At 67.3% G+C, this 19986-nt stretch carries 15 protein-coding genes; 3 read left to right on the forward strand and 12 right to left on the reverse strand.

Annotation, left to right across the window (positions count from 1 at the left end; all coding sequences use genetic code 11):
• Nucleotides 1-62: 62 nt before the first annotated feature.
• Nucleotides 63-1100 carry a glycosyltransferase family 4 protein gene (locus ACZLZQ_RS21945; RefSeq protein ID WP_472951205.1) on the forward strand — a complete coding sequence of 346 codons (1038 nt, stop codon included), beginning with the start codon at nucleotides 63-65 and terminating at the stop codon, nucleotides 1098-1100.
• A 40-nt stretch (nucleotides 1101-1140) separates the two neighbouring features.
• On the opposite strand, the gene ACZLZQ_RS21950 is transcribed toward ACZLZQ_RS21945, so the two are convergent.
• Nucleotides 1141-2961 (reverse strand): methyl-accepting chemotaxis protein, encoded by a 1821-nt coding sequence (locus ACZLZQ_RS21950; protein ID WP_472951206.1) that lies wholly within the window; start codon nucleotides 2959-2961, stop codon nucleotides 1141-1143.
• Between the two features lie 442 nt (nucleotides 2962-3403).
• Between ACZLZQ_RS21950 and ACZLZQ_RS21955 the strand changes: the two genes are divergently transcribed.
• Entirely contained in the window at nucleotides 3404-4558 is a 1155-nt protein-coding gene (locus tag ACZLZQ_RS21955) for a YbfB/YjiJ family MFS transporter (RefSeq protein ID WP_472951207.1), read from the forward strand.
• A gap of 28 nt (nucleotides 4559-4586) precedes the next feature.
• Here ACZLZQ_RS21955 and ACZLZQ_RS21960 read toward each other — a convergent pair whose 3' ends face one another.
• The 7 genes from ACZLZQ_RS21960 to ACZLZQ_RS21990 are packed head-to-tail and all read right to left on the reverse strand — an operon-like array spanning nucleotide 4587 to nucleotide 12586.
• A complete protein-coding gene (locus ACZLZQ_RS21960; RefSeq protein ID WP_472951208.1) occupies nucleotides 4587-6413 on the reverse strand; it encodes an ABC transporter ATP-binding protein in 1827 nt (608 codons plus the stop codon).
• Nucleotides 6410-7354, reverse strand: coding sequence for an acetamidase/formamidase family protein (locus tag ACZLZQ_RS21965; protein WP_472951209.1), 945 nt, complete (start codon nucleotides 7352-7354; stop codon nucleotides 6410-6412). Before ACZLZQ_RS21965 ends, ACZLZQ_RS21960 begins: the two co-directional genes overlap by 4 nt.
• Nucleotides 7344-8972: an ABC transporter substrate-binding protein gene (locus ACZLZQ_RS21970; protein WP_472935698.1), complete on the reverse strand. Its 1629-nt coding sequence runs from the start codon at nucleotides 8970-8972 to the stop codon at nucleotides 7344-7346. Before ACZLZQ_RS21970 ends, ACZLZQ_RS21965 begins: the two co-directional genes overlap by 11 nt.
• A 59-nt stretch (nucleotides 8973-9031) precedes the next feature.
• The gene (locus ACZLZQ_RS21975) at nucleotides 9032-9952 is read right to left on the reverse strand and encodes an ABC transporter permease (protein WP_472935697.1); all 921 of its coding nucleotides are present in this window, start codon (nucleotides 9950-9952) and stop codon (nucleotides 9032-9034) included.
• Nucleotides 9952-10860: an ABC transporter permease gene (locus ACZLZQ_RS21980; RefSeq protein ID WP_472951210.1), complete on the reverse strand. Its 909-nt coding sequence runs from the start codon at nucleotides 10858-10860 to the stop codon at nucleotides 9952-9954. The genes ACZLZQ_RS21975 and ACZLZQ_RS21980 overlap by 1 nt, the downstream gene beginning before the upstream one ends.
• Nucleotides 10857-11474: an ANTAR domain-containing response regulator gene (locus tag ACZLZQ_RS21985; RefSeq protein ID WP_472935695.1), complete on the reverse strand. Its 618-nt coding sequence runs from the start codon at nucleotides 11472-11474 to the stop codon at nucleotides 10857-10859. Before ACZLZQ_RS21985 ends, ACZLZQ_RS21980 begins: the two co-directional genes overlap by 4 nt.
• Nucleotides 11471-12586: a transporter substrate-binding protein gene (locus ACZLZQ_RS21990; RefSeq protein WP_472951211.1), complete on the reverse strand. Its 1116-nt coding sequence runs from the start codon at nucleotides 12584-12586 to the stop codon at nucleotides 11471-11473. The genes ACZLZQ_RS21985 and ACZLZQ_RS21990 overlap by 4 nt, the downstream gene beginning before the upstream one ends.
• Nucleotides 12587-12949: 363 nt before the next feature.
• On the opposite strand from ACZLZQ_RS21990, the gene ACZLZQ_RS21995 reads away from it, so the two are divergent.
• Nucleotides 12950-15046 (forward strand): PAS domain-containing hybrid sensor histidine kinase/response regulator family protein, encoded by a 2097-nt coding sequence (locus ACZLZQ_RS21995; protein WP_472951212.1) that lies wholly within the window; start codon nucleotides 12950-12952, stop codon nucleotides 15044-15046.
• Between the two features lie 206 nt (nucleotides 15047-15252).
• Here the strand turns inward: ACZLZQ_RS21995 and ACZLZQ_RS22000 are convergent, their stop codons facing one another.
• The 4 genes from ACZLZQ_RS22000 to ACZLZQ_RS22015 form a co-directional block, all read right to left on the reverse strand.
• Nucleotides 15253-15639 (reverse strand): response regulator, encoded by a 387-nt coding sequence (locus tag ACZLZQ_RS22000; protein WP_472951213.1) that lies wholly within the window; start codon nucleotides 15637-15639, stop codon nucleotides 15253-15255.
• A 259-nt stretch (nucleotides 15640-15898) separates the two neighbouring features.
• Nucleotides 15899-17473, reverse strand: a complete 1575-nt coding sequence (locus ACZLZQ_RS22005) for an aldehyde dehydrogenase (NADP(+)) (RefSeq protein ID WP_472951214.1) — start codon at nucleotides 17471-17473, stop codon at nucleotides 15899-15901.
• 214 nt (nucleotides 17474-17687) lie between these two features.
• Nucleotides 17688-18605 (reverse strand): dihydrodipicolinate synthase family protein, encoded by a 918-nt coding sequence (locus ACZLZQ_RS22010; RefSeq protein WP_472951215.1) that lies wholly within the window; start codon nucleotides 18603-18605, stop codon nucleotides 17688-17690.
• Nucleotides 18606-18790: 185 nt separating this feature from the next.
• Nucleotides 18791-19756 carry a phytanoyl-CoA dioxygenase family protein gene (locus tag ACZLZQ_RS22015; RefSeq protein WP_472951216.1) on the reverse strand — a complete coding sequence of 322 codons (966 nt, stop codon included), beginning with the start codon at nucleotides 19754-19756 and terminating at the stop codon, nucleotides 18791-18793.
• Nucleotides 19757-19986: the final 230 nt, after the last annotated feature.

The following is a 19986-nucleotide window of genomic DNA, read 5'->3' on the forward strand; positions in this document are numbered from 1 at the left end:
TTCCTTCCCAGCAGCCATATCCGCAACCGGGGGGCAAAGACAAATCCCCCGACGGAGCCTGCATGCGCATCCTGATTGCCTCCGACGCCTGGGCCCCGCAGGTCAACGGCGTCGTCCGCGTGCTCGAGACCACCGCGCATCATCTTCGGCAGATGGGCCATGCCGTAGAGGTGATCGGGCCGGACCGCTTTCCGTTGACCGTCCCGGCACCGGGCTATCCCGAAGTAAGGCTGGCGATGACGCTCGGAAGCCGCCTGCCGGAGATGATCGACGCCTTTTGGCCGGACGCCATCCATATTCCCGTGGAGGGGCCGATCGGACTGGCGGCACGGCACTATTGTCGCAAGCGCGGCCTGCCCTTCACGACCTCCTTCCACACCCGTTTCGGCGATTATTTCGAGGCGAGGCTCGGCGTCAGCCCGCGGCCGGCGACGGCGGTGCAGCGCTGGTTCCACAATGCCGGGGCGGGCTTCATGGTGCAGACGCCGACGCTGGAGCGGGGGCTGGCCGCTAAAGGCTTCGCCAACATCCGCCGCTGGGGCCGCGCTGTCGATACCGCCCTCTTCCATCCCTGCCGCGAGGACCCCGTCTTCGACGCCGGGTTTCTCGGCCTGCCCCGTCCGATCTTCCTCTATCTCGGCCGGGTCTCGCCGGAGAAGAACCTGCCGGCCTTCCTCGGCCTCGACCTGCCGGGCTCGAAGGTGGTCGTCGGCGACGGCCCGGCGATGGCCCGGCTGAAGGCGGAATTTCCGGCCGTGCATTTCCTCGGCTACCGCCATGGCGACGACATCGCCCGGCATCTTTCCGCCGCCGACGTCTTCGTCTTCCCCTCGCGCTTCGAGACATTCGGCCTCGTCGTCCTGGAAGCGCTCGCCTGCGGCACCCCGGTCGCGGCCTTCGACGTGCCCGGCCCCGCGGACATTCTCGGCGATGCGCCGCATGCCGTGCTGTCCGACGACCTGCGCGCCGGCGCGCTGGCGGCGCTGTCGATCGACCGGCGCGGCTGCCGGGCGTTTGCGGAGAGCTTCTCCTGGCGGGAATGCACACGGCAGTTCGCCGACAATCTCGTGCCGATCCGACGGGACGCCGCTCCGTTCTGACGTAGAAACCGTCCCGGCACGCGGCGCCCGCCGGCGGTCGTCAGGCGGCGCGTGCCTGTCGCGCTGCGCTGCGCGGAGCGCTGCCGACCTTGAAGCGCGAGACGGAGGCGAGAAGATTTCCTGCCTCGCCGGCCAGCGCCTGCGTGGCCGCCGTCGACTGCTCGACCATGGCGGCGTTTTGCTGGGTCATCAGGTCCATTTGCTTGACGGCGTTGTTCACGTCGCCGAGCCCCGCGGACTGCTCCCGGGCCGATGCCGAGATCTCGTCGATCAGCTGGTTCAGCTCGACGACCTGATGGGCGATCCTGTCGAGCGCCAGACCGGTCTCGCCGACGAGTTCCACGCCTTCGCCCACCTGCGCGCTGGAGGTCGAGATCAGGCTCTTGATTTCCTTGGCCGCTTCCGCCGAGCGCTGGGCGAGGCCCCGGACCTCCTGGGCGACGACGGCAAAGCCGCGTCCCGCCTCGCCCGCCCGCGCGGCCTCGACGCCGGCGTTGAGCGCCAGAAGGTTGGTCTGGAAGGCGATCTCGTCGATGACGCCGATGATGCGCCCGACCTTGTCGGAGGATTCCGAGATCTGGCCCATGGCGGCGACCGCCTTGCGCACGATCTCGCCGGAGCGTTCGGCATCCTGCTTGGAGTTCGCGACGACCGTCTGCGCCTGCCCGGCCCGCTGGGCCGTGCGCTTGACCGCCGAGGTGATCTGGTCGACGGCGGCCGCGGTCTCCTCGAGGCTTGCGGCCTGCTGTTCGGTACGGGTCGCGAGGTCATGCGCGGCGATACCGATCTCGTTGGCGCCGTCGCCAAAGGTCTGGGCCGAGCTGAGGATCGCCCGGAGGGCCGTCTCGACGGTGGCCATGGCGTCGTTAAAATCACAGCGCAGCGTCTCGTATTCTTCGGCAAAGGGCGTGAGGAGGCGAAAGGCGAGATCGCCGCCGGCGAGCTTGCCGAGACCGCCGGCGAGGCTGTCGACGACCATGCCTTGCGCCTTGGCGCGCGCCGCCCGCTCGGCTTGCTCCCGTTCCCCGGCCGACATCTCCGCGAGGCGATGGCGCTCGGCCTCCGCTGCGTCGGCCGCGGCCTTGGCGACGATCAAGGCCTGGAAATCGCGCACGGCGCGGCCGATCTCCCCCACCTCGTCGGAACGCTCGGCGCCGGCGAGCGTCAGGTCGGTGCGTCCGCCGACGAGTTCGCGCATGTCCTTGGCGAGCTGGTCGATCGGCTTCGAGATCGACCGGCGTGTGAAGACGAGGAGGAGAAGCGCGAAGGCGCCGCCGATCGCCAGCGCGACGATCATCATCGAGCGCCCCAGCGTGGACACGTCGAGGGCCGCGACAGCGTCCGCGCTCGCCGTCGCCTCGATGGTGTCGCCGGCGTTCCCCATCTCGCCTTCCAGGGCAGTGAACTGGGTGTTGAAGTCCGCCAGTTGGCGCAACGCGCCAGGCGCATCCTTCGTGGCGAGGTCAACGATCTTACCGGCGGCATCGATGTAGGCAGCCAAAGGCGCCTCCACCTTTGCCAAGGCCTCGCGCATCGCCGGTTCGACGGCCAGCGCTTTGTTGGCGTCGATCGACGCGCGGAATTCCGCGACATGCTCGCCGAGATCGGTCCGGACACCGTCAATGGCAATGCCCGCCGCTGGCGTGCCCGAGAGGATCGCGGCGTAGACATCCGAGCGCAGCGCGTCGTGCATCATGTCCGCCTGCATGTGGTTGCGCAGGATCGAGGACGATCGCACCGAATCCGCCAGTCCCTCGCCCAGCGACCCGGCAACCCAGAGGCCCGCCCCCGAACTGCCGAGGGCGAGAGCGAAGACAGCAAGGCTGACGGCGATCATCTTCTGGCGAATGGTGCGCAGCATGGGAACACTCCGGGAGAACGGACTGCAGCATGCCATTACCCGCCTAACAATCGATTGATCCAATGGAGCGTTCAGCTAATTATTTACGGATAACAACTCACCTCAAAGCCATATTGTATTCGTGACTTAGTATTTACGAGGATCTAGCCGGCAGCAGAGGATGTGGATTGAATAATTCTACTTCGCTTTGAGGGCGAAGAGCCCGGAGAGCGCCTGGAGAGTCGGGACATAGATTTCGATGGGTAAGCCCAAAGCCTCATTCAGAAATTTTATGACTTGCCTGTCCAGCGGATGTGTCGGTCCGCTTCGGGTGACCCGCGCTCTGACGATGTCATGAATTCGGAGGAAGGACCGGCGACGCGGTTCAACACCGACAGCATATCCTTTAGGGGTTCGCGGCGGGACCGACGGTGGGACCCGTCGCCTGAAGGAGCCTGTTCCCGTGTCACCGTTGTTTCGCCTGCTCCTGTCAGGCTTCCTGACGCTTGCCGTCGTCATGGGGGTTGGGCGCTTCTACTACACGCCGCTGCTGCCGATCATGCGCGACGAGCACGGCTTCGGCGTCGATACCGCCGGCCTCATCGCCGGCTTCAATTTCGCCGGCTACCTCCTCGGCTCGCTCTTGGTATCGCTGGTGTCCGGCCGCGCCATGCGTCTCGCCGCTTTCCGGACCGGCGTCATCCTCAGCGTCGCCACCACGCTCGGCATGGGTCTCAGCGACAATCTCTCCGTCTGGTACGCGCTGCGCACGGTTTCCGGCATCGCCAGCGCGCTGGCGATGATCTCGGCCGCCGGCATTATCGCCGAGGCGCTGGCAGGTATCGACCAAGAGGCGCGGATCGGCTGGGTGTTCGGCGGCGTCGGCACCGGCATCGCCGGCTCCGGCCTCCTCGTCCACCTCGCCCACCCGCCGCTCAGTGGCAACGGGCTGTGGATCGCCGCCGGCCTCGCCTGTGCGGCGCTGTTGCCGGTCCTGCTGCTGGGCGTCGGCGACCGGCAGCTCGTCGGTACCCCGCAGACCCGCAAGCACCTGCGCCGGGTGCCCCGCCCGCTGCCGTTCTGGCCGCTGTTTGCGAGCTATACGGCGGAAGGGCTCGGCTACTCCGTCTTCGCCACCTTCATCGTCGCCATCGTCAAGTCACGCCCGGGCCTCGAAGAGATCGGCAACTGGGTGTGGATCATCGTCGGCCTCGCCGGCCTGCCGAGCTGCCTGTTCTGGAGCGGAATTGCCGAGCGCTTCGGCTTCTCGCGGGCGCTGACGCTCGCCTTCATCACCCAGATCGTCGGCGTGCTGCTGCCGGTGCTGAGCGATGCCGGCCCCGCCGCACTCGCCGCCGCCGTGCTGTTCGGCGGCACCTTCATCCCGATCACGCTGCTGACCATGCCGCTCGGGCGAAAGGGCCTCGGCGGCCGCGGCTTCGCCGTCCTCACCGCCGGCTTCGGCCTCGGGCAGATGTTGGGGCCGGTGGCGACCGGCTGGCTGGTGGCGGGCCCCGCGGATTACGACCGCGCGCTGCTCGCTTCGGCCGCGGTGCTGGTGGTCGGCGTCGCCTGTCTCGGCGTCGCCATCGCCACCCGCCGCGACCAGCCGGCCTGAGCCGGCGGCTGCGGGAAAGCCGCGGGCCTTAAGCCGCCACGAGGTGCCCGCCGCCGACATCCACCAGCGTGACGCGCGCGGGCGGATCGCCGACAAGGCGCACCGGGCTCGGGATCTCGCCCTCCATCCGCGCAAAGCCTGCCCGGCGGCGCGTCGGATCGGGCTGCGGCACCGCCTCGATCAGCCGGCGGGTATAGGCATGGCGCGGGTCGCCGAACACCTGGTCGCGTGTGCCGGTCTCGACGATCTGGCCGAGATACATCACCGCCACCCGGGTCGAGATGTTCTCGACCACCGCCATGTCGTGCGAGATGAAGAGGTAGGAGATACCGAACTCGTCCTGCAGCGCGCGCAGGAGTTCCAGCACACGCGCCTGAACGGAGACGTCGAGCGCCGAGACGCTCTCGTCGGCGACGATGAGCTTGGGCCTCAGCGTCAGCGCGCGGGCGATGCAGATGCGCTGGCGCTGGCCGCCGGAGAACTCGTGCGGATAGCGGTCCATCTGGTCCGCCGACAGGCCGACGCGGGAAAACAGCGCGGCGACTTGCTCGCGCCGCTCGGCCTTCGTGCCAAGCTTGTGGATCACCAGCGGCTCGGCGACGAGGTCGCCGACGGTCATGCGCGGATCGAGCGAGGCATAGGGATCCTGGAAGATCATCTGCACGTCGCGGCGCATCGCCTTGCGGCCGGCGGCGTCGAGCCCGCCCATGTTGCGCCCGCCGACGACGATGTCGCCCTGGTACGGCAGCAGCCCGGACAAAGCCTTCGCCGTCGTCGACTTGCCGCAGCCGGATTCGCCGACCAGCGAGAAGGTTTCGTTCGGCTGGATGGCGAAGGAGACGCCGGCGACGGCGTGCACCTGCCGCTCGACCCGGCCGAAAAGGCCGCCGGCGAGGTCGAAGCGGACGACGAGATCGCTGATCTCCGCCACCGGCCGCGGCGGCGTGACGGAGAGCGACGCCGCCCCTGGCTCGGCGGTGATGTCGGTGGCCGGCGAGGTTACCCGCCCGGCGCCGCTGCCAAGGCGCGGCACGGCAGCGAGCAGCGCCTTGGTATAATCATGCTGCGGGGCGGCGAAGATCTGCTCGACCGGCCCCTCTTCGACCATCCGCCCCTCGCGCATCACGACGACCCGCGTCGCCATCTCGGCGACGACGCCCATATCGTGGGTGATGAGGATGAGCGCGGTGCCGTACTGGCGCTGCAGGTCCTTCAGGAGACCCAGCACCTGCGCCTGCACGGTGACGTCGAGCGCCGTCGTCGGCTCGTCGGCGATGAGGACGTCGGGCTCCAGCGCCAGCGCCATGGCAATCATCACGCGCTGGCGCATGCCGCCGGAAAGTTCGTGCGGATGCTGCGCGAGCCGCCCGGCGGCATCGGGAATGCGCACGGCTTCGAGCGCTGCGATCGCCTTGCGCCGGGCTTCAGCGGCGGAAACGGGCCGGTGCGCGCGGATCGCCTCGGTCAGCTGCCGGCCGATGGTCAGCACCGGGTTCAGCGAGGTCATCGGCTCCTGGAAGATCATCGCCACCCGGTCGCCGCGGACCCGGCGCAACTGACGCTCGTCCATCCCGGCAAGGTCCAGCGCGCCGAGCCGGATGGCGCCGGCGCCGATGCTGACCGCCGGTTTCGGCAGGAGGCCCATGATCGCCAGCGCCGTCATCGACTTGCCCGAGCCGGACTCGCCGGCGATGCACAGCGTCTCGCCGCGGGACAGCGTGAAGCTGAGATCCTCGACGAGGGGCTTGATGCCCGCCTCGGTGCGCACGACGACGCTGAGACCCTCGACCTTCAAGACCGGATCGGCGGAGGCGGGCACTGAGGCGCCGACCTCCTTGCGCGCGGCGAGGATCATTCGAACACGCAGCGCGGGAAGTAGAAGGACACCACCCAGTTCGGCATGTCGACGATCTCGGAGATGCGCAGATCGCCGCAGACCGAGGTCAGCATATAGGCGTCGAGCGGATCGAGCCCGTAGCGTGCCGACAGGAGGTCGACCATCTGGGCGACGGCCTCCTTGGCCCCCTGCATCAGGTCGCTGCCAATGCCGGTGGTCACCTCGTAGCCCTTGGCGTCGAGATGGCGCGTCACCGGCCCGGCGGTGGTGAAGCGCGGCATCTTGAGGTTCGCCCCCTTCACGAGATCGAGCGTCAGCACCGTGTTCATCGGGCTTTCGATCGCCGTGCCGCAGACCTCGCCATCGCCTTGCGCGGCGTGTGTGTCGCCGACCGAGAACAGCGCGCCCGCCACTTCCACCGGCAAATACAGCACCGTGCCGGCGGAAAGGTCTCGGATGTCGAGATTGCCGCCGACCCGCCGCGGCGGGACGACGGAGTGCAGGCCCTGTTCGGCCGGCGCATTGCCGATCGTCCCGGCGAAGGGTTTCAGCGGCACGCGCCCGTGCTGTCCGAACAGCGCCGGCTCCATCGTCGAGGAGTCATAGTGCCAGAGGGTCAGCCCCGGCTCCTTGAACTGGTCGGCGAGCAGACCGAAGCCCGGAATGTTCGCCGTCCAGCCAAAGCCCGACGGCTTGAACGCCTCAATCGTCACTTTCAGCGCATCCCCCGGCTCAGCCCCATCGACGTAGATCGGGCCGGACACGGGGTTGATGCGCGAGAAGTCGAGCGACGAGACGTCCGCCACCGTCGAGGCGGCCGTCAGCTGGCCGTCGGAAGCGTCCCGGCACTCGAACTCGATGGTCGAGCCGGGGGCGACAGTGGCCGCCGGCGCGATTGCATTGTCCCAGCCGAAATGGTGCTGGTGGCCGTGGATCGTATAGCCGCAGTTACTGCACATCCTGCACCGTCACGTAGCGATAGTTCATCGGGGTGTTCACGGGATCGACGTACAGCGCGTCGTCGCCGCCCATGCGGGGGCTCTTCAGCGTGTAGCGCTTCTCGTTGAAGACGGGGACCCAAGGCGCGTCGGCCATGATGGCGGTGTAGATCTCGCCCCACTTCTTCGCGCGCTCCTCGGCTTTCGCCGGGTCGACCATGGCGTCCGCCTCGGCGGCCTTCGCGTCGAGATCCTTGTTGCAGTACCAGGACCAGTTCCAGCCGCCCTCGACCGCGCCAGCACAGCCGAGGATCGGGCCATAGAAGTTGGACGGATCCGGGAAGTCGGCGATCCAGCCCATGCCGCCCGACCAGACCATCGGCGCGCCTTCCTTGGAACCGCCGGCGGCGATGACGTTGGCCTGGGCGAGCGACTGGATTGAGGCCTTCACGCCGATGGCGGCCAGATCCTGCTGGATCGCCTGGGCAATGCGCGGCTGCGGATCGGTGTTGGAGGCGAACAGCTCGGTCTCGAAGCCGTCGGCAAAGCCGGCTTCCGCCAGCAGCGCCTTGGCGGCCGCCGGGTCGTAGGCATAGCCCTTATAGCTCTTGTCGTAGCCCGGCATGGTCGGCGGCAGCGGCTGGTTGGCGGGCGTTGCGCGGCCGTTGATGATCTGGACGATGCGGTCCTTGTTCACCGCCATGTTGATGGCCTGGCGCACCTTGACGTTGTCGAAGGGGGCCATGGTCGTGTTCATGGTGATGTAGCCGGTCTGCAGCTGCACGCCCTCGACGACCTGTTTCTTGGTCTCGGGATTGTCCATCACCTCGCGGAACTTCGCGGGCGGGATGCCGTCGCCCGGCAGGTCGACCTCGCCGTTCTGCACGCGCAGGAGGGAGACCACCGGCTCCTGGCCGATCTCGAAGCTGATCTTGTCGAGCTTCGGGGCGCCCTCGCGCCAGTAGTCGGCGTTCTTCTCGAAGACGAGGCGCTGACCGAGCGTCCATTCCGCGAGCTTGAAGGCACCGGTGCCGACGGGATGGCGACCGAAATCGGCGCCGAACTCCTCGACCGCCTCCTTCGCCACCACGAAGGAGAAGTTCAGCGCCATCACCTGCAGGAAGGTCGCGTCCGGCCGCGACAGGGTGATCTCGACGGTCTTGGGATCGACGACCTTGACGCCCGACAGCTCGGTGGCCTCGCCCGACAGCATCTTGTCATAGCCGGCGATCGAGCCGAGGAAGCCGGCGCCCGGGCTCTGGGTCTTCGGGTTGGTGACGCGGTCGAGCGAGTACTTCACGTCGTCGGCGGTCATCACCCGGCCATTGTGGAACTTGACGCCATCGCGCAGCGTGAAGGTGAACACCTTGCCGTCCGGCGAGATCTCGTACTTCTCCGCGAGGCCCGGCCGCAGCGTCGCGGTGCCGGGCTCGTAGTCCATCAGCCCGTCGAACAGGCTCTTGATCATCGAGAAGTTCTGCCAGTCGTAGCCGATCGCCGGGTCGAGCGTGGCGACGTCGTCCTTATAGGTGACGACGATCTCGCCGCCGGCCTTGGCATCCTGTGCTGCGGCCGAGAGGGGAGCGAAGGCGATCATCAGGGCCGAGGCGGCGACGCCGAGCTTCAGGAGGGTCTTCATGACGCGGGTTCCTTAGGTTGAGCTGGGGGCGGTTGAACGGACGGGACGGGGCAGATGGGTCACCGCAGCTTGATGCGCGGGTCGACGAAGGGGCTGACGATGTCGGCGATGAGGTTGCCGAGCACGATGGCGACGGCGGAGACGAGCGTGACGCCCATGATGATCGGCAGGTCGACGCGCTGGATCGCCTGCCAGGCGAGCTGGCCGATGCCCGGCCAGCCGAACACGCCTTCGACGACGACGATGCCGGACATGAACAGGCCGATGTCGATGCCGATCATCGCGATCACCGGCAGCACGGCGTTGGGCAGCGCGTGCCGCATCAGGACGGTCATGCCGCCGAGCCCCTTCGCGCGGGCGGTGCGGATATAGTCCTGGCGCAGGACGTCGATCATCGACGAGCGCATCATCCGCGAGTACCAGCCGGCGCCGAGGATGCCGAGCGTCAGCGCCGGCAGCACCAGATGGCGCCAGGTGCCGTAGCCGCCGATCGGGAACCAGCCGAGCTGGTAGGCGAAGACGTAGAGAAGCAGCAAGCCGACGACGAACTGCGGCGCCGAGACGCCGACGAAGGAGGCGACCATCAGCGCCTGGTCGGTGGCGCTGCCCCGCCGCACCGCGGCGACGAGGCCCATGGTGAGGCCGAGCACCAGCTCGGCGCCGATCGCCGCCGCCATCAGGAGGAGGCTTGCCGGCAGCCGCGCGCCGATGAGATCGGCGACCTCGGAGCGCTGGAGATAGGATCGGCCGAGATCGCCTTGCAGCAGCGACCAGAGGTAGCGCGCATATTGCACGGGAAACGGCTGGTCGAGCCCGAGCTGCGCGCGGATGTTAGCGACCGTCGCCGCCGAGGCGGTGCGCCCGGCGATCTGCCGCACCGGGTCGGCCGGCAGGAGATAGAGCAGCGCGAATGTGATCAGCGAGACGCCGACGAGGATGGCGACGGCCTGCACGAGGCGGCGGACGAGATAGACCAGCATCAGTCGCGGCCCCGCTGGGTCGGGTCGAGCACGTCGCGCAGCGCGTCGCCGACAAGGTTGAAGGCGAGCGCGACGAGAAGGATGATCGCCCCGGGGAAGAACACCAGCCAAGGCGCCGCCTGGAAATAGGTCTGGTTCTCGAAGATGATGTTGCCCCAGGAGGCATCCGGCGGCTGCACGCCGACACCGAGATAGGAGAGCGTCGCCTCCAAGAGCACGGTCGTCGAAATGCCGAGCGTGCCGTAGACGATGATCGTCGACCAGAGGTGCGGCAGGATGTGGCGGAAGAGGATGCGCCCGTCCCCTGCGCCGATGCTGCGCTCGGCCGCGATGTACTCGCGCTCGGCCAGCGCCCGCGTCTCGGTGTAGACGACGCGGGCGATCTGCACCCAGTTCACCAGCGCGATGACGAGGGCGACGATCCAGAGGCTCGGCCTGAGCACGGCCGCAAGGCAGATGGCGAGCAGCAGCGCCGGAAAAGCCATCATCAGGTCGGTGAAGCGCATCAGAAGGCCGCCGACGGCGCCTTGCACGTAACCGGCGGTGATGCCGACCAGTGTGCCGATGACCAGCGCGGCGCCATTGGCGACGACGCCGATGATCAGGGAATTCCGCGCGCCGTAGAGGATGCGGGTAAAAAGGTCGCGGCCGAGGAGATCGGTGCCGAGCCAGTAGGTGGCGGACGGGCCGAGCGGCGCGCCCTCGATCGTCAGGCCGTCGAAGAACTGCTCGTTCGGATCGAACGGCGCGATGAGGGGCGCAAGGACAGCGGCGAGCACGACGACGGCGATCACCGCCATGCCGAGCACGGCGAGCTTGCGCTGGCGCAGCCGCTGCCAGACGCCGCGGCGCGAGATCGGGGCGGCCGGCGTCGGGAGGACAAGCTCGGTCGCGACGGGAACGCTCATGCAGCGCCTCCTCGTTCGTGCACAGGTGCGTTGGCGGCACCGCCGTTCTGGAGTGCGTTGATCCGCCGCGCGGCCTCTTCGACGCTGACCTGCCAGCCCATGGCGAGCTGGCGCAGCTGCGCGAAGGCCTGGTCCTCCCCTATGCCGCTCGCGGCAAGTGCGATCACCGCCCGCACGACGCTTTGCCGCTCGGCGACGCGTTCGCGAAGGGACGCGACTTCCGCGGCCAGCGTCTGGCGTTGGTCAAAACCCTGGCGGGCGATCAGCAGCGCGCTGTAGACGCCGGCATTGCCGACCGGCTTCAGAAGCTGTGCGTCGGCGCGGTGCGAGAGCGCCCATTCGATCCGGCCAGGCGCCTCCGAGCCGATCAGCGCCACCAGTGGCATCGGCGCCTCGCCGGGCGCCCAGGGGAACTGCGCGTCGAAGCCGAGGTCGGCGTCGAAGAACAGGAAGTCGGCACCCAGCACCGAGGCGTTGAGGTCCGGCCAGCACTCTTCGGTCTCGAGCCCGATCGCCGCCAGCTGGCGGGTTAGCGCGGCAACCGTCTGGTGCGCCCGGTGCAGGACGACCGCCCGGCTGCCGCCGAGATTGGGAATGCGCATCCGACGCTTCATCGCACCACCCTCAGCGAGGCCCGTGGAAACGCCGCGGCGGGATCGTAGCGCGACAGGTAGGGATCCGGCGCGACCAGCGAGGGGCTCGATTCCAGAATGTCGAAGCCGCCATCGCGGATGCGGCCGAGCTTCACCGGCAGGCTGGCGTGCTGGGTCTGGGGATCGATGACGATGTCGCCGAGCGCGGTTCGAAAGCGTGCCGCAGCGAAGGTGCCGACGGTGGCCGCGGGATCGTCGCTGCCGGTACCGGCGATCGTCGCCGCCAGCGTCATCACCGCCGCATGGCTGGCGGCCATGAACGCCGAGGTCGGCCCTGCCGCGCCGCCGATGGCGTTGCGATCGTGGAAGAACGGGCCGATCGAGAGATGGCCGTCGCCGGCGTCTCCGATCGAGGCAAGCTCGGGCTCCGTCAGGTTGCAGCTGACGACCGGCCGCCGGTCGGGCCGGAACCGTTCGTCATCAGCCCCGAGAGCCGCATAGGCGCGCAGGAAGGCATAGGAGGACGGGCCGATGAGGTTGTTGAGGACAAAGTTCGGCACCGTCGCGCGGATTTCCTCGATCAGCCGGGAAACGTCGGTATCACCCATCGGCAGGTAGCGCTCGCCACGCACCTCGCCGCCGGCATCGGCCACGAGGTCGCGCGCCACCCGGTTGGTCTCCCAGCCCCAGATGTAGTTCGAACCGACGAGGAAGGCGTCCGGTCCGAAGCGCGGCACGACATGGGCGAAGAGCGGCACGAGGTGCTGGTTGGGGCATGCATTGAGATAGACGACGTGCTCGTTCGCCTCGAAACCCTCGTAAGGCGCGCCGTACCAGAGCATCCCGCCGCAGCGCTCGAGCACCGGGATCACTTCCTTTCGGCTCCAGGAGGTGATGCAGCCGACGACGTGGCGAGCACCGGAAGTCTTCAGGATTTCCTCGCAGAGCGGTGCATAGGCGTCGATCCGCCCTTCGGGATCGCGCTCGACCGGCACGAAGGTGATGCCGGACGCAGGGTCCGCATTCACCGCCTCGATCGCCATCATCGCGCCCGCACGGCACGTCTCGCCCAGCACCGCGTAGTGGCCGGAGCGGGAGAAGAGGATGCCGATATCGATGCGACGCTTGAGCAAAAGGGTTCACCAACGAAAAAGCCCCGCCGCCCTGCGCAATGGGAAGCGCGCGGGACGTACGAGGCTCGGATGCCGTCCGGCAGACGAGGCCGGTATGTGGGGAAGAGCCTATTGAACTTGACGGCGATGTCAAGCAGGCTGCCTGCGAACAGCACATGCCCGCAGATGAGGCAGAAATGGCTAAAGCCGCACAGTAATTGCGCATTCCGAGGCTGCCTTGGCCTGTTGGATCGCTGTCCCGGCCGCAATCACCCTCGTCGTGCTTTCAACTGAATGACTTCTCAGCTAACGAAATAGCCGGCCCAAACGGGCGAGCGCGTTGTATTTCGAGCTTCGGCCATCCGTCATTTCGAGAGAGTTTCCATGGCAGCTCCCTTCGATTTTCTTTCCGCCGACGGCGCAATGAATACGCTGGTGCGCGGGCATGACTGGTCGGCGACGCCGCTCGGCACCGCCGAGCACTGGCCGACCGCGCTGAAGACGCTGCTCGGCGTGATGATCGGCTCGCCGCAGCCGATGCTGCTGGTCTGGGGTGCGGCCCAGACGACGCTCTACAATGAGGGCTATGCCGCAATGCTGGGCGGCCGCCATCCCGGCGCGCTCGGCCGGGCCTTCGGCGATGTCTGGTTCGACATCTGGGACCAGGTCGAGCCGATCCTGTCGCGCGCCTATGCGGGCGAGCCGACCTATATGAGCGACATCGAGTTCCTGATGCGCCGCAACGGCTACCTCGAGGAGACGCATTTCGACTTCTCCTACACGCCGGTGCGCGACGAGGCCGGCGCCGTCATCGGCATGTTCTGCGTCTGCACCGAGACCACCGAGCGCGTCGCAGTGGAAAAGGCGCTGCGCGAGAGCGAGGCAGCGACACGCGGGCGCGAGGCGCAGTTCCGCCGGCTCGCGCAATCTGTGCCGAACCAGGTCTGGACCGCCACCGCCGACGGCACGATCGACTGGGTCAACGATCGCGTCATGGCTTATTGCAACGCGACCGCCGAGCAGCTGGCGACGAACTGGGAGATGTTCGTCCATCCCGAGGATGCCGAGCGCGCCGGCAAGGCGTGGGCCGACGCGGTCGCCGGCAGCGATCGCTACGAGTCGGAGTTTCGCGTCCGCCGATACGACGGCCTCTACCGCTGGACGGTATCGCGGGCCGAATCCGTCACCGACGACAATGGCGTCGTCCGCTGGATCGGCACCAATGCCGACATTCAGGACCAGAAGGAGAAGCTGAGCGAGCTCACCGCGATCAATCTCGCGCTGGAGGCCGCGGTCGAGGCGCGCACGCGCGAGCGCGACGGCATCTGGACGCTGATCCCCGATCTTCTCATGACCGGCACGCTCGACGGGCAGCTGCTGTCGGTCAACCCGGCCTGGACGCGTCTGCTCGGCCACGACGAAGCGACACTGCTGGCAACGCCGTTCTGGGAACTCGTCCACCCCGAGGATCTCCCGATCAGCGCCGACGCGGTGGCCAGGATGCGGCGCGGCGAAAGTGCGCGCCACGAGAACCGGGTGCGCGCCGCCGACGGCAGCTATTGCTGGTTCGACTGGGTGAGCACGCCCAAGGGCAACAATTTCCATGCCGTGGCCCGTGACATCACCGCGCTCCGCCTGAGGCAGGCCGAACTTGAGCAAGCGCAGGAACAGCTGCGCCAGGCGCAGAAGATGGAGGCCGTCGGCCAGCTCACCGGCGGCATCGCGCACGACTTTAACAACATGCTGGCCGTCATCATTGGCTCGCTCGATCTGCTCAGCCGGCGGATTGACAGCGAGGACGAGCGGGCGCAGCGCTATGTCGACAATGCCATGGAAGGCGGCCGCCGCGCGGCGGCGCTGACGCAGCGCCTGCTGGCCTTCTCACGCCAGCAACCGCTGAGCCCCGAAGCCATCGACGTCAACCGCCTGGTCTCCGGCATGTCTGATCTCCTGCGCCATACACTGAGCGGACTGGTGCATTTGGAAACGGCCCTCGGCGAAGGCCTCTGGCGCTGCCACGTCGACCCCAACCAGCTCGAGAACGCGATCCTCAACCTTGCGGTAAATGCAAGGGACGCCATGGCGCCACAAGGCGGGCGACTGACCATCGAGACCCGGAATGCGCATCTCGATGCCGCCTACGCCGCGGGCCATCCAGACATCGCGCCTGGCGAGTATGTGCTGATCGCGGTCAGCGATACCGGCACGGGCATGCCTACCGCGGTGATCGAGAAGGCATTCAATCCCTTCTTCACCACCAAGGAAATCGGCAAGGGCACGGGTCTCGGCCTGTCGATGGTCTACGGCTTTGCCAGACAATCCGGCGGCCATGTCAAGATTTACTCGGAACAGGGCCAGGGAACGACGATCAAGATTTTCCTGCCGCGACACAGCGCCGACAGCGAGAAGGAAACGTCGGTGGACAGAGCCTCTTTGCAGGACGTCGGCGACCGGGAACGGTCCAGAACGCTAGTGCAGTGAGTGGCTAGAGCGCGAGAAGACGCTGTTAAAACAATGGCATGCGGCGGAAGTGCGAATTCAAAAGCACAAGGAAAAACCTGCCACGGACGACTTCACAGTCGGTCGGGACAGCAAGAGAATTTACCCAACGTAAGGGGAAATGTCTGCGTCGCTTGACGGATTACAGTTTCGTTAGGCAGCAAGAATTGGCAGCGGCCGGATCGACATCAAGCGCTACCAGCTTCCGCGACGACCTTGTGCAGCGAACGGGCATCGTAGGGCTTCGGCAGAAGTGGCCAGCTCACCGGCTTGATGTTGACGTAGCCGGATACCAGCACGATGCGCAGGTCAGGCCAACGAACGGCTGCCACCTCTGCAAGCTCCGGTCCAGTCATTCCGGGCATGCGGCAGTCGCTGAAAAGCAGAGACACGTCCGCCCGTCCTTCGAGAATCTTCAACGCTGCAAGGCCGTCACTGGCTTCGAGAACTTCAAAGCCCATGTCCTCGAACATATCGACGGCATTCATTCTCACCAGCGGCTCATCGTCGACGACGAGAACGACCTTGCGAACACCTTGCGTCTGAAGACCTGCAGTCACGATGGTTCCCGTCACTCTACATGCTTGTTACGGTGGTAACCGCCGAAGGAAACCCGAGGCTTACCGATGCGACCTCACTACCCTCCTGCAGGCGGCTTGATACGCACTGCTCTACAATGGTCGATCGTCAAATTCGTTGCACGCTCTGGCGAAGTCGCATGCTCCGCTCCCGCTAGGGCCGATCGGATGCGTCATTCCCGCCACAGGACCGCGGTTCCGCGCAACAAAACGCCCGCCAACTCTCGTCGGCGGGCGTCGTTCAGGAGCGCGGTGATCAGGCGGTGATCTTGCCGTCGACGCGGCGCACGAGGCCGAGCGGGTTCTCGTCCTTCAGCGCGTCCGGCAACAGCGCTGCCGGCAGATCCTGGTAGGAGACCGGCCGCAGGAAGCGGTGGATGGCAAGGCTGCCGACCGAGGTGGACCGGCCATCGGCGGTCGCCGGGAACGGTCCGCCGTGCACCATGGCATGCGCCACCTCGACGCCGGTGCCGAAGCCATTGACGAGAATGCGCCCGGCCTTGCGCTCGAGCAGCGGAAGCAAGGCCTTTGCCGCGGCGTGGTCGGCCTCCTCGATGTGGATGGCGGCCGTCAGCTGGCCTTCCAGCGCCTCGACGACGCTGCGCATCGCCGCCGCATCCGCACAGCGGATCAGCAGCGAGGACGATCCGAAGACCTCCTCGTGCAGTTCCGGGTTGGCCAGGAAGTCGGCGGCCTTGACGCTGAACAAAGCGGCGCGGCCCTTCAGGCCCTCGCCGGCGAGGCCCTCGGCAAGCTTCGTCACGGCCGCGTGGCCGGCAAGCTTGTCGACGCCTTCGCAGTAGGCCTTCTGAATGCCGGGCGTCAGCATGACGGCGGCGGGCGCCGAGGCCATCGCCTCGCTGGCGCCGGCGACGAAGGCGTCGAGGCCCTCGCTCTCGACCGCGATGAGGAGGCCAGGATTGGTGCAGAACTGACCGGCGCCGAGGGTCAGCGAGCCGACGAAGGCCTTGCCAATGGCCGCACCGCGGGCCGCGAGGGCGGCGGGGAAGAGGAGGACCGGGTTGATCGAGCTCATCTCGGCATAGACCGGGATCGGCTCCTTGCGCTCGGAAGCGATCTTGACCAGCGCCATGCCGCCGCCGCGCGAGCCGGTGAAGCCGACCGCCTTGATGCGGTGATCGGCGACCAGCGCCTGGCCGGCCTTGCGGCCGCTGTCGAAGATCAGCGAGAAGACGCCCTCCGGCAAGCCGCAATCTTTGACCGCCTTCTGGACGGCGCGGCCGACCAACTCGGAGGTGCCGGGATGGGCCGAATGCGCCTTCACCACCACCGGGCAGCCGGCGGCAAGCGCCGAGGCGGTGTCACCACCGGCAACCGAGAAGGCGAGCGGGAAGTTGGAGGCGCCGAACACGGCGACCGGGCCGAGCGGGACGTTGCGCAGGCGCAGGTCCGGACGCGGCAGCGGCTGGCGCTCGGGCTGGGCCGGATCGATCCGGGCCTCAAGATAGCCGCCATCGCGCAGCACGCCGGCAAACAGCTTGAGCTGGCCCATGGTGCGGCCGCGCTCGCCCTCGATCCGGCCACGCGGCAGGCCGCTTTCAGCCATGCAGCGCTCGACGAGCTCGTCGCCGATAGCGAGGATGTTGTCGGCAATGGTCTCCAAGAACTTGGCGCGGTCCTCGAGGCTGGTCTCGCGGTAGGTGTCGAAGGCAGCTTCCGCCAGTGCGCAAGCGGCGTCTGCATCTTCCAGCGTCGCGCCGCCGAAGCCCGGCTGCAGCTGCTCGCCGGTGGCAGCCTCGATGCCAAAGAGCTCGCCATTGCTGCCCTTGACGGTGCGCTGGCCGATGAACTGTTCGCCGAGAATGGTCATGTGGATGTCTCCTGGGACGGCGGCGCCATGGCCGGCACGAAGGCCGGGGTGCGCTGCAAGATGGGAGGCGCCGGGCGCCGATCGGATCAGGCGGCCGTGGCGGCGCCCGAAGGCGGATCACTCCGCCTATCTAGGACATCCCGCCGCCGATCCCAAGACCGGCGGACGGGCTTTCATCGTATGTTCACGAGGCAAAACCTGCCGGCGCGGGGTGCTACTTGCCCCAGCGCAGGACCAGCGGGTCGACGGTCCGGGCGATCTCCAGGAGCCCTTCCCGCGTATCGGGATGGATCTGGTCGAGCGGGTGGCGCACCACGTCGCTCTTGATCACGCCGCCGGCCATCATCGCCGTCTTCGCCGCCCGCAGGCCGCACTGGCGGTTCTCGTAGTTCACCAGCGGCAGGATGCGGGCATAGGCCTCGGCGGCGCCGACGCGATCGCCCGCGCGGTGCAGGTCGAAGACCGGGCGCAGCAGGTCCGGCAGCAGCGCGCTCGACATGGTGCCGGTGGCGCCAGCGTCGAGATCGGCCATCATGGTGATCGCCTCCTCGCCGTCGAACGGACCCTCGACGAGGTCGCCGCCGGCAGCGATCAGCGTGCGGAGCTTTGCCGCCGTCTGCGGCGTCTCGATCTTGAAGTAGCGCAAGAGCGGAACCGCCTTGGCCATCTTCAGCAAGGTCCCGACCGACAACGTGACGCCCGAGAGCGGCGCATCCTGCAGCATGATCGGGATGCCGGCGGCCTCGCCAACACGCTGGAAATGCTCGATCATCGAGGTCTCGTCAATGCGCAGGCCGGTGCCGTGATAGGGCGGCATCAGCATCAGCATGGCCGCGCCCCGCTCGGCCGCGTGCTTGCCGCGCTCGGCGGCGACGCGGGTCGAGAAATGGCTGGTGGTGACCATCACCGGAACCCGGCCCGCGACGTGCTCGAGGCTGAGCTCGGTCAGCGTCTGGCGCTCGCCGTCCGAGAGCAGGAACTGCTCGGAATAGTTGGCGAGGATGCAGATGCCGTCGACGCCCTGGTCGATCATGCAGTCGAGCACCCGGCGCATGCCCTCGAGGTCGAGGTCGCCGTTCTCGTGGAAGGGGGTGGGCGCTACGGGCCAGAGGCCGGTGAAGGGTCGTGTCATGTCGGTTCCGATGCTGCGGGCCGCGGGAAGAGCGACAGCCGGAAGCACCGGCTGCCACGATCTGCAGCGGGAATACCAGCGCAAGGGACGCCCGACAATCCGCCGGCTGCGCTAATCATCGTACGATACGATTGAATCCTGTTGGCGCGGCCTCGCCATACATAAAGGGGAGCGCGTCCGCCTGCTCAGCGCACCACCGGCTCGCCATGAAAACGGCGGCGGGACGGCTTCGAGACGCCGAACCCGACCTCCATCATCAGCCGGGGCGCTGATTTCGCGACCGTTCCCATGTGAAAGCCGAAAGGATCCTCGGCAAAGCCGAAGCCCGCCTTGCCGGTCAGCGTCATCGCGTTCTCGGCGCCGTAGAAGCCCAGCACCTCGTCGGCGGGATGGCCGACCAGCAGCGTCAGCTGGTGCTTCACCCGTCGCTTGGCATGGCTGCCCTTGACGAAGACATGCGGACCGTTCTCCAGGTCGACGTCGACGAGATAGAAGAAGAACTTCAGCATCCGCCAGTCGTCGAGGTCGAAATGATACTTGTCGAGCGAGGCGAGGTGCCGGTCGGCTTCGGAGGCTGCCGGCGCCGGGAAGCTCCACCAGACCCGCGTGGTGATCATCCGTGCCTCGCCGCCGAGATAGAGCCGGGCGATGTCGGCGAGCAGCGGGTCCTCCTGCACGGCCAGCACGGCCGGACAGTTCAGCGCCCGCTCGAAGTGATGGCCGCTCAGCAGCGGCTTGCCGAAACGCGCTTCGGCCGCCGCATGATCGCCGGCGCGAAATTCGAGCTTGCGGTCGAAATTGCCGAAACAGGCGGTCTCCCGGGCAAACGCGGCAATCTCGCCATGGACGGCCTCCGGCAGCACGAGGCCCGGAAAGATCCCGTCCGCCCGCAGGCTGGCCGCAGCCGCATCGCGGTCGACGCCCTGGAACATCGAGGGCCGGGCCGGCCGGGCCACCACCTTGGCGGCGGTACGCCAGTGCGCCCGGCGCGCCGGCATGGTGCGGGCGAGAAGGAACATCGGCAGCCAGGACGGATTCTCCTTCACGTCGGCCAGATAGGTCGGCACGCGCGCCGCCATGCGGCGCAACGGGCTACCGCGGCGCGCGATGGTTTCGAGATCTTCAGGCGCTTTGGAAAAAGGGCGTGTCATCGGCATTCCTCAAGGGAGCATTGTCGCCGGGCAGTGGCGCCCTGCCCTCCCTGTCGGAACGGCACCGTCTCTGCCTAACCCCCTTGAACAGTTTTTGCTGCATCGCAGCATAATGTTTCTCGGTAATATTCCTATATTCTATACAATTTCTTGAGAGGCTTCACCAATTTGCATCTAGTAACCCTCACGGATTATGCTTATAACCGCATCTTAGTCCAGGAACTCACTCG

The organism is Mesocryomonas lacus (assembly GCF_055730105.2).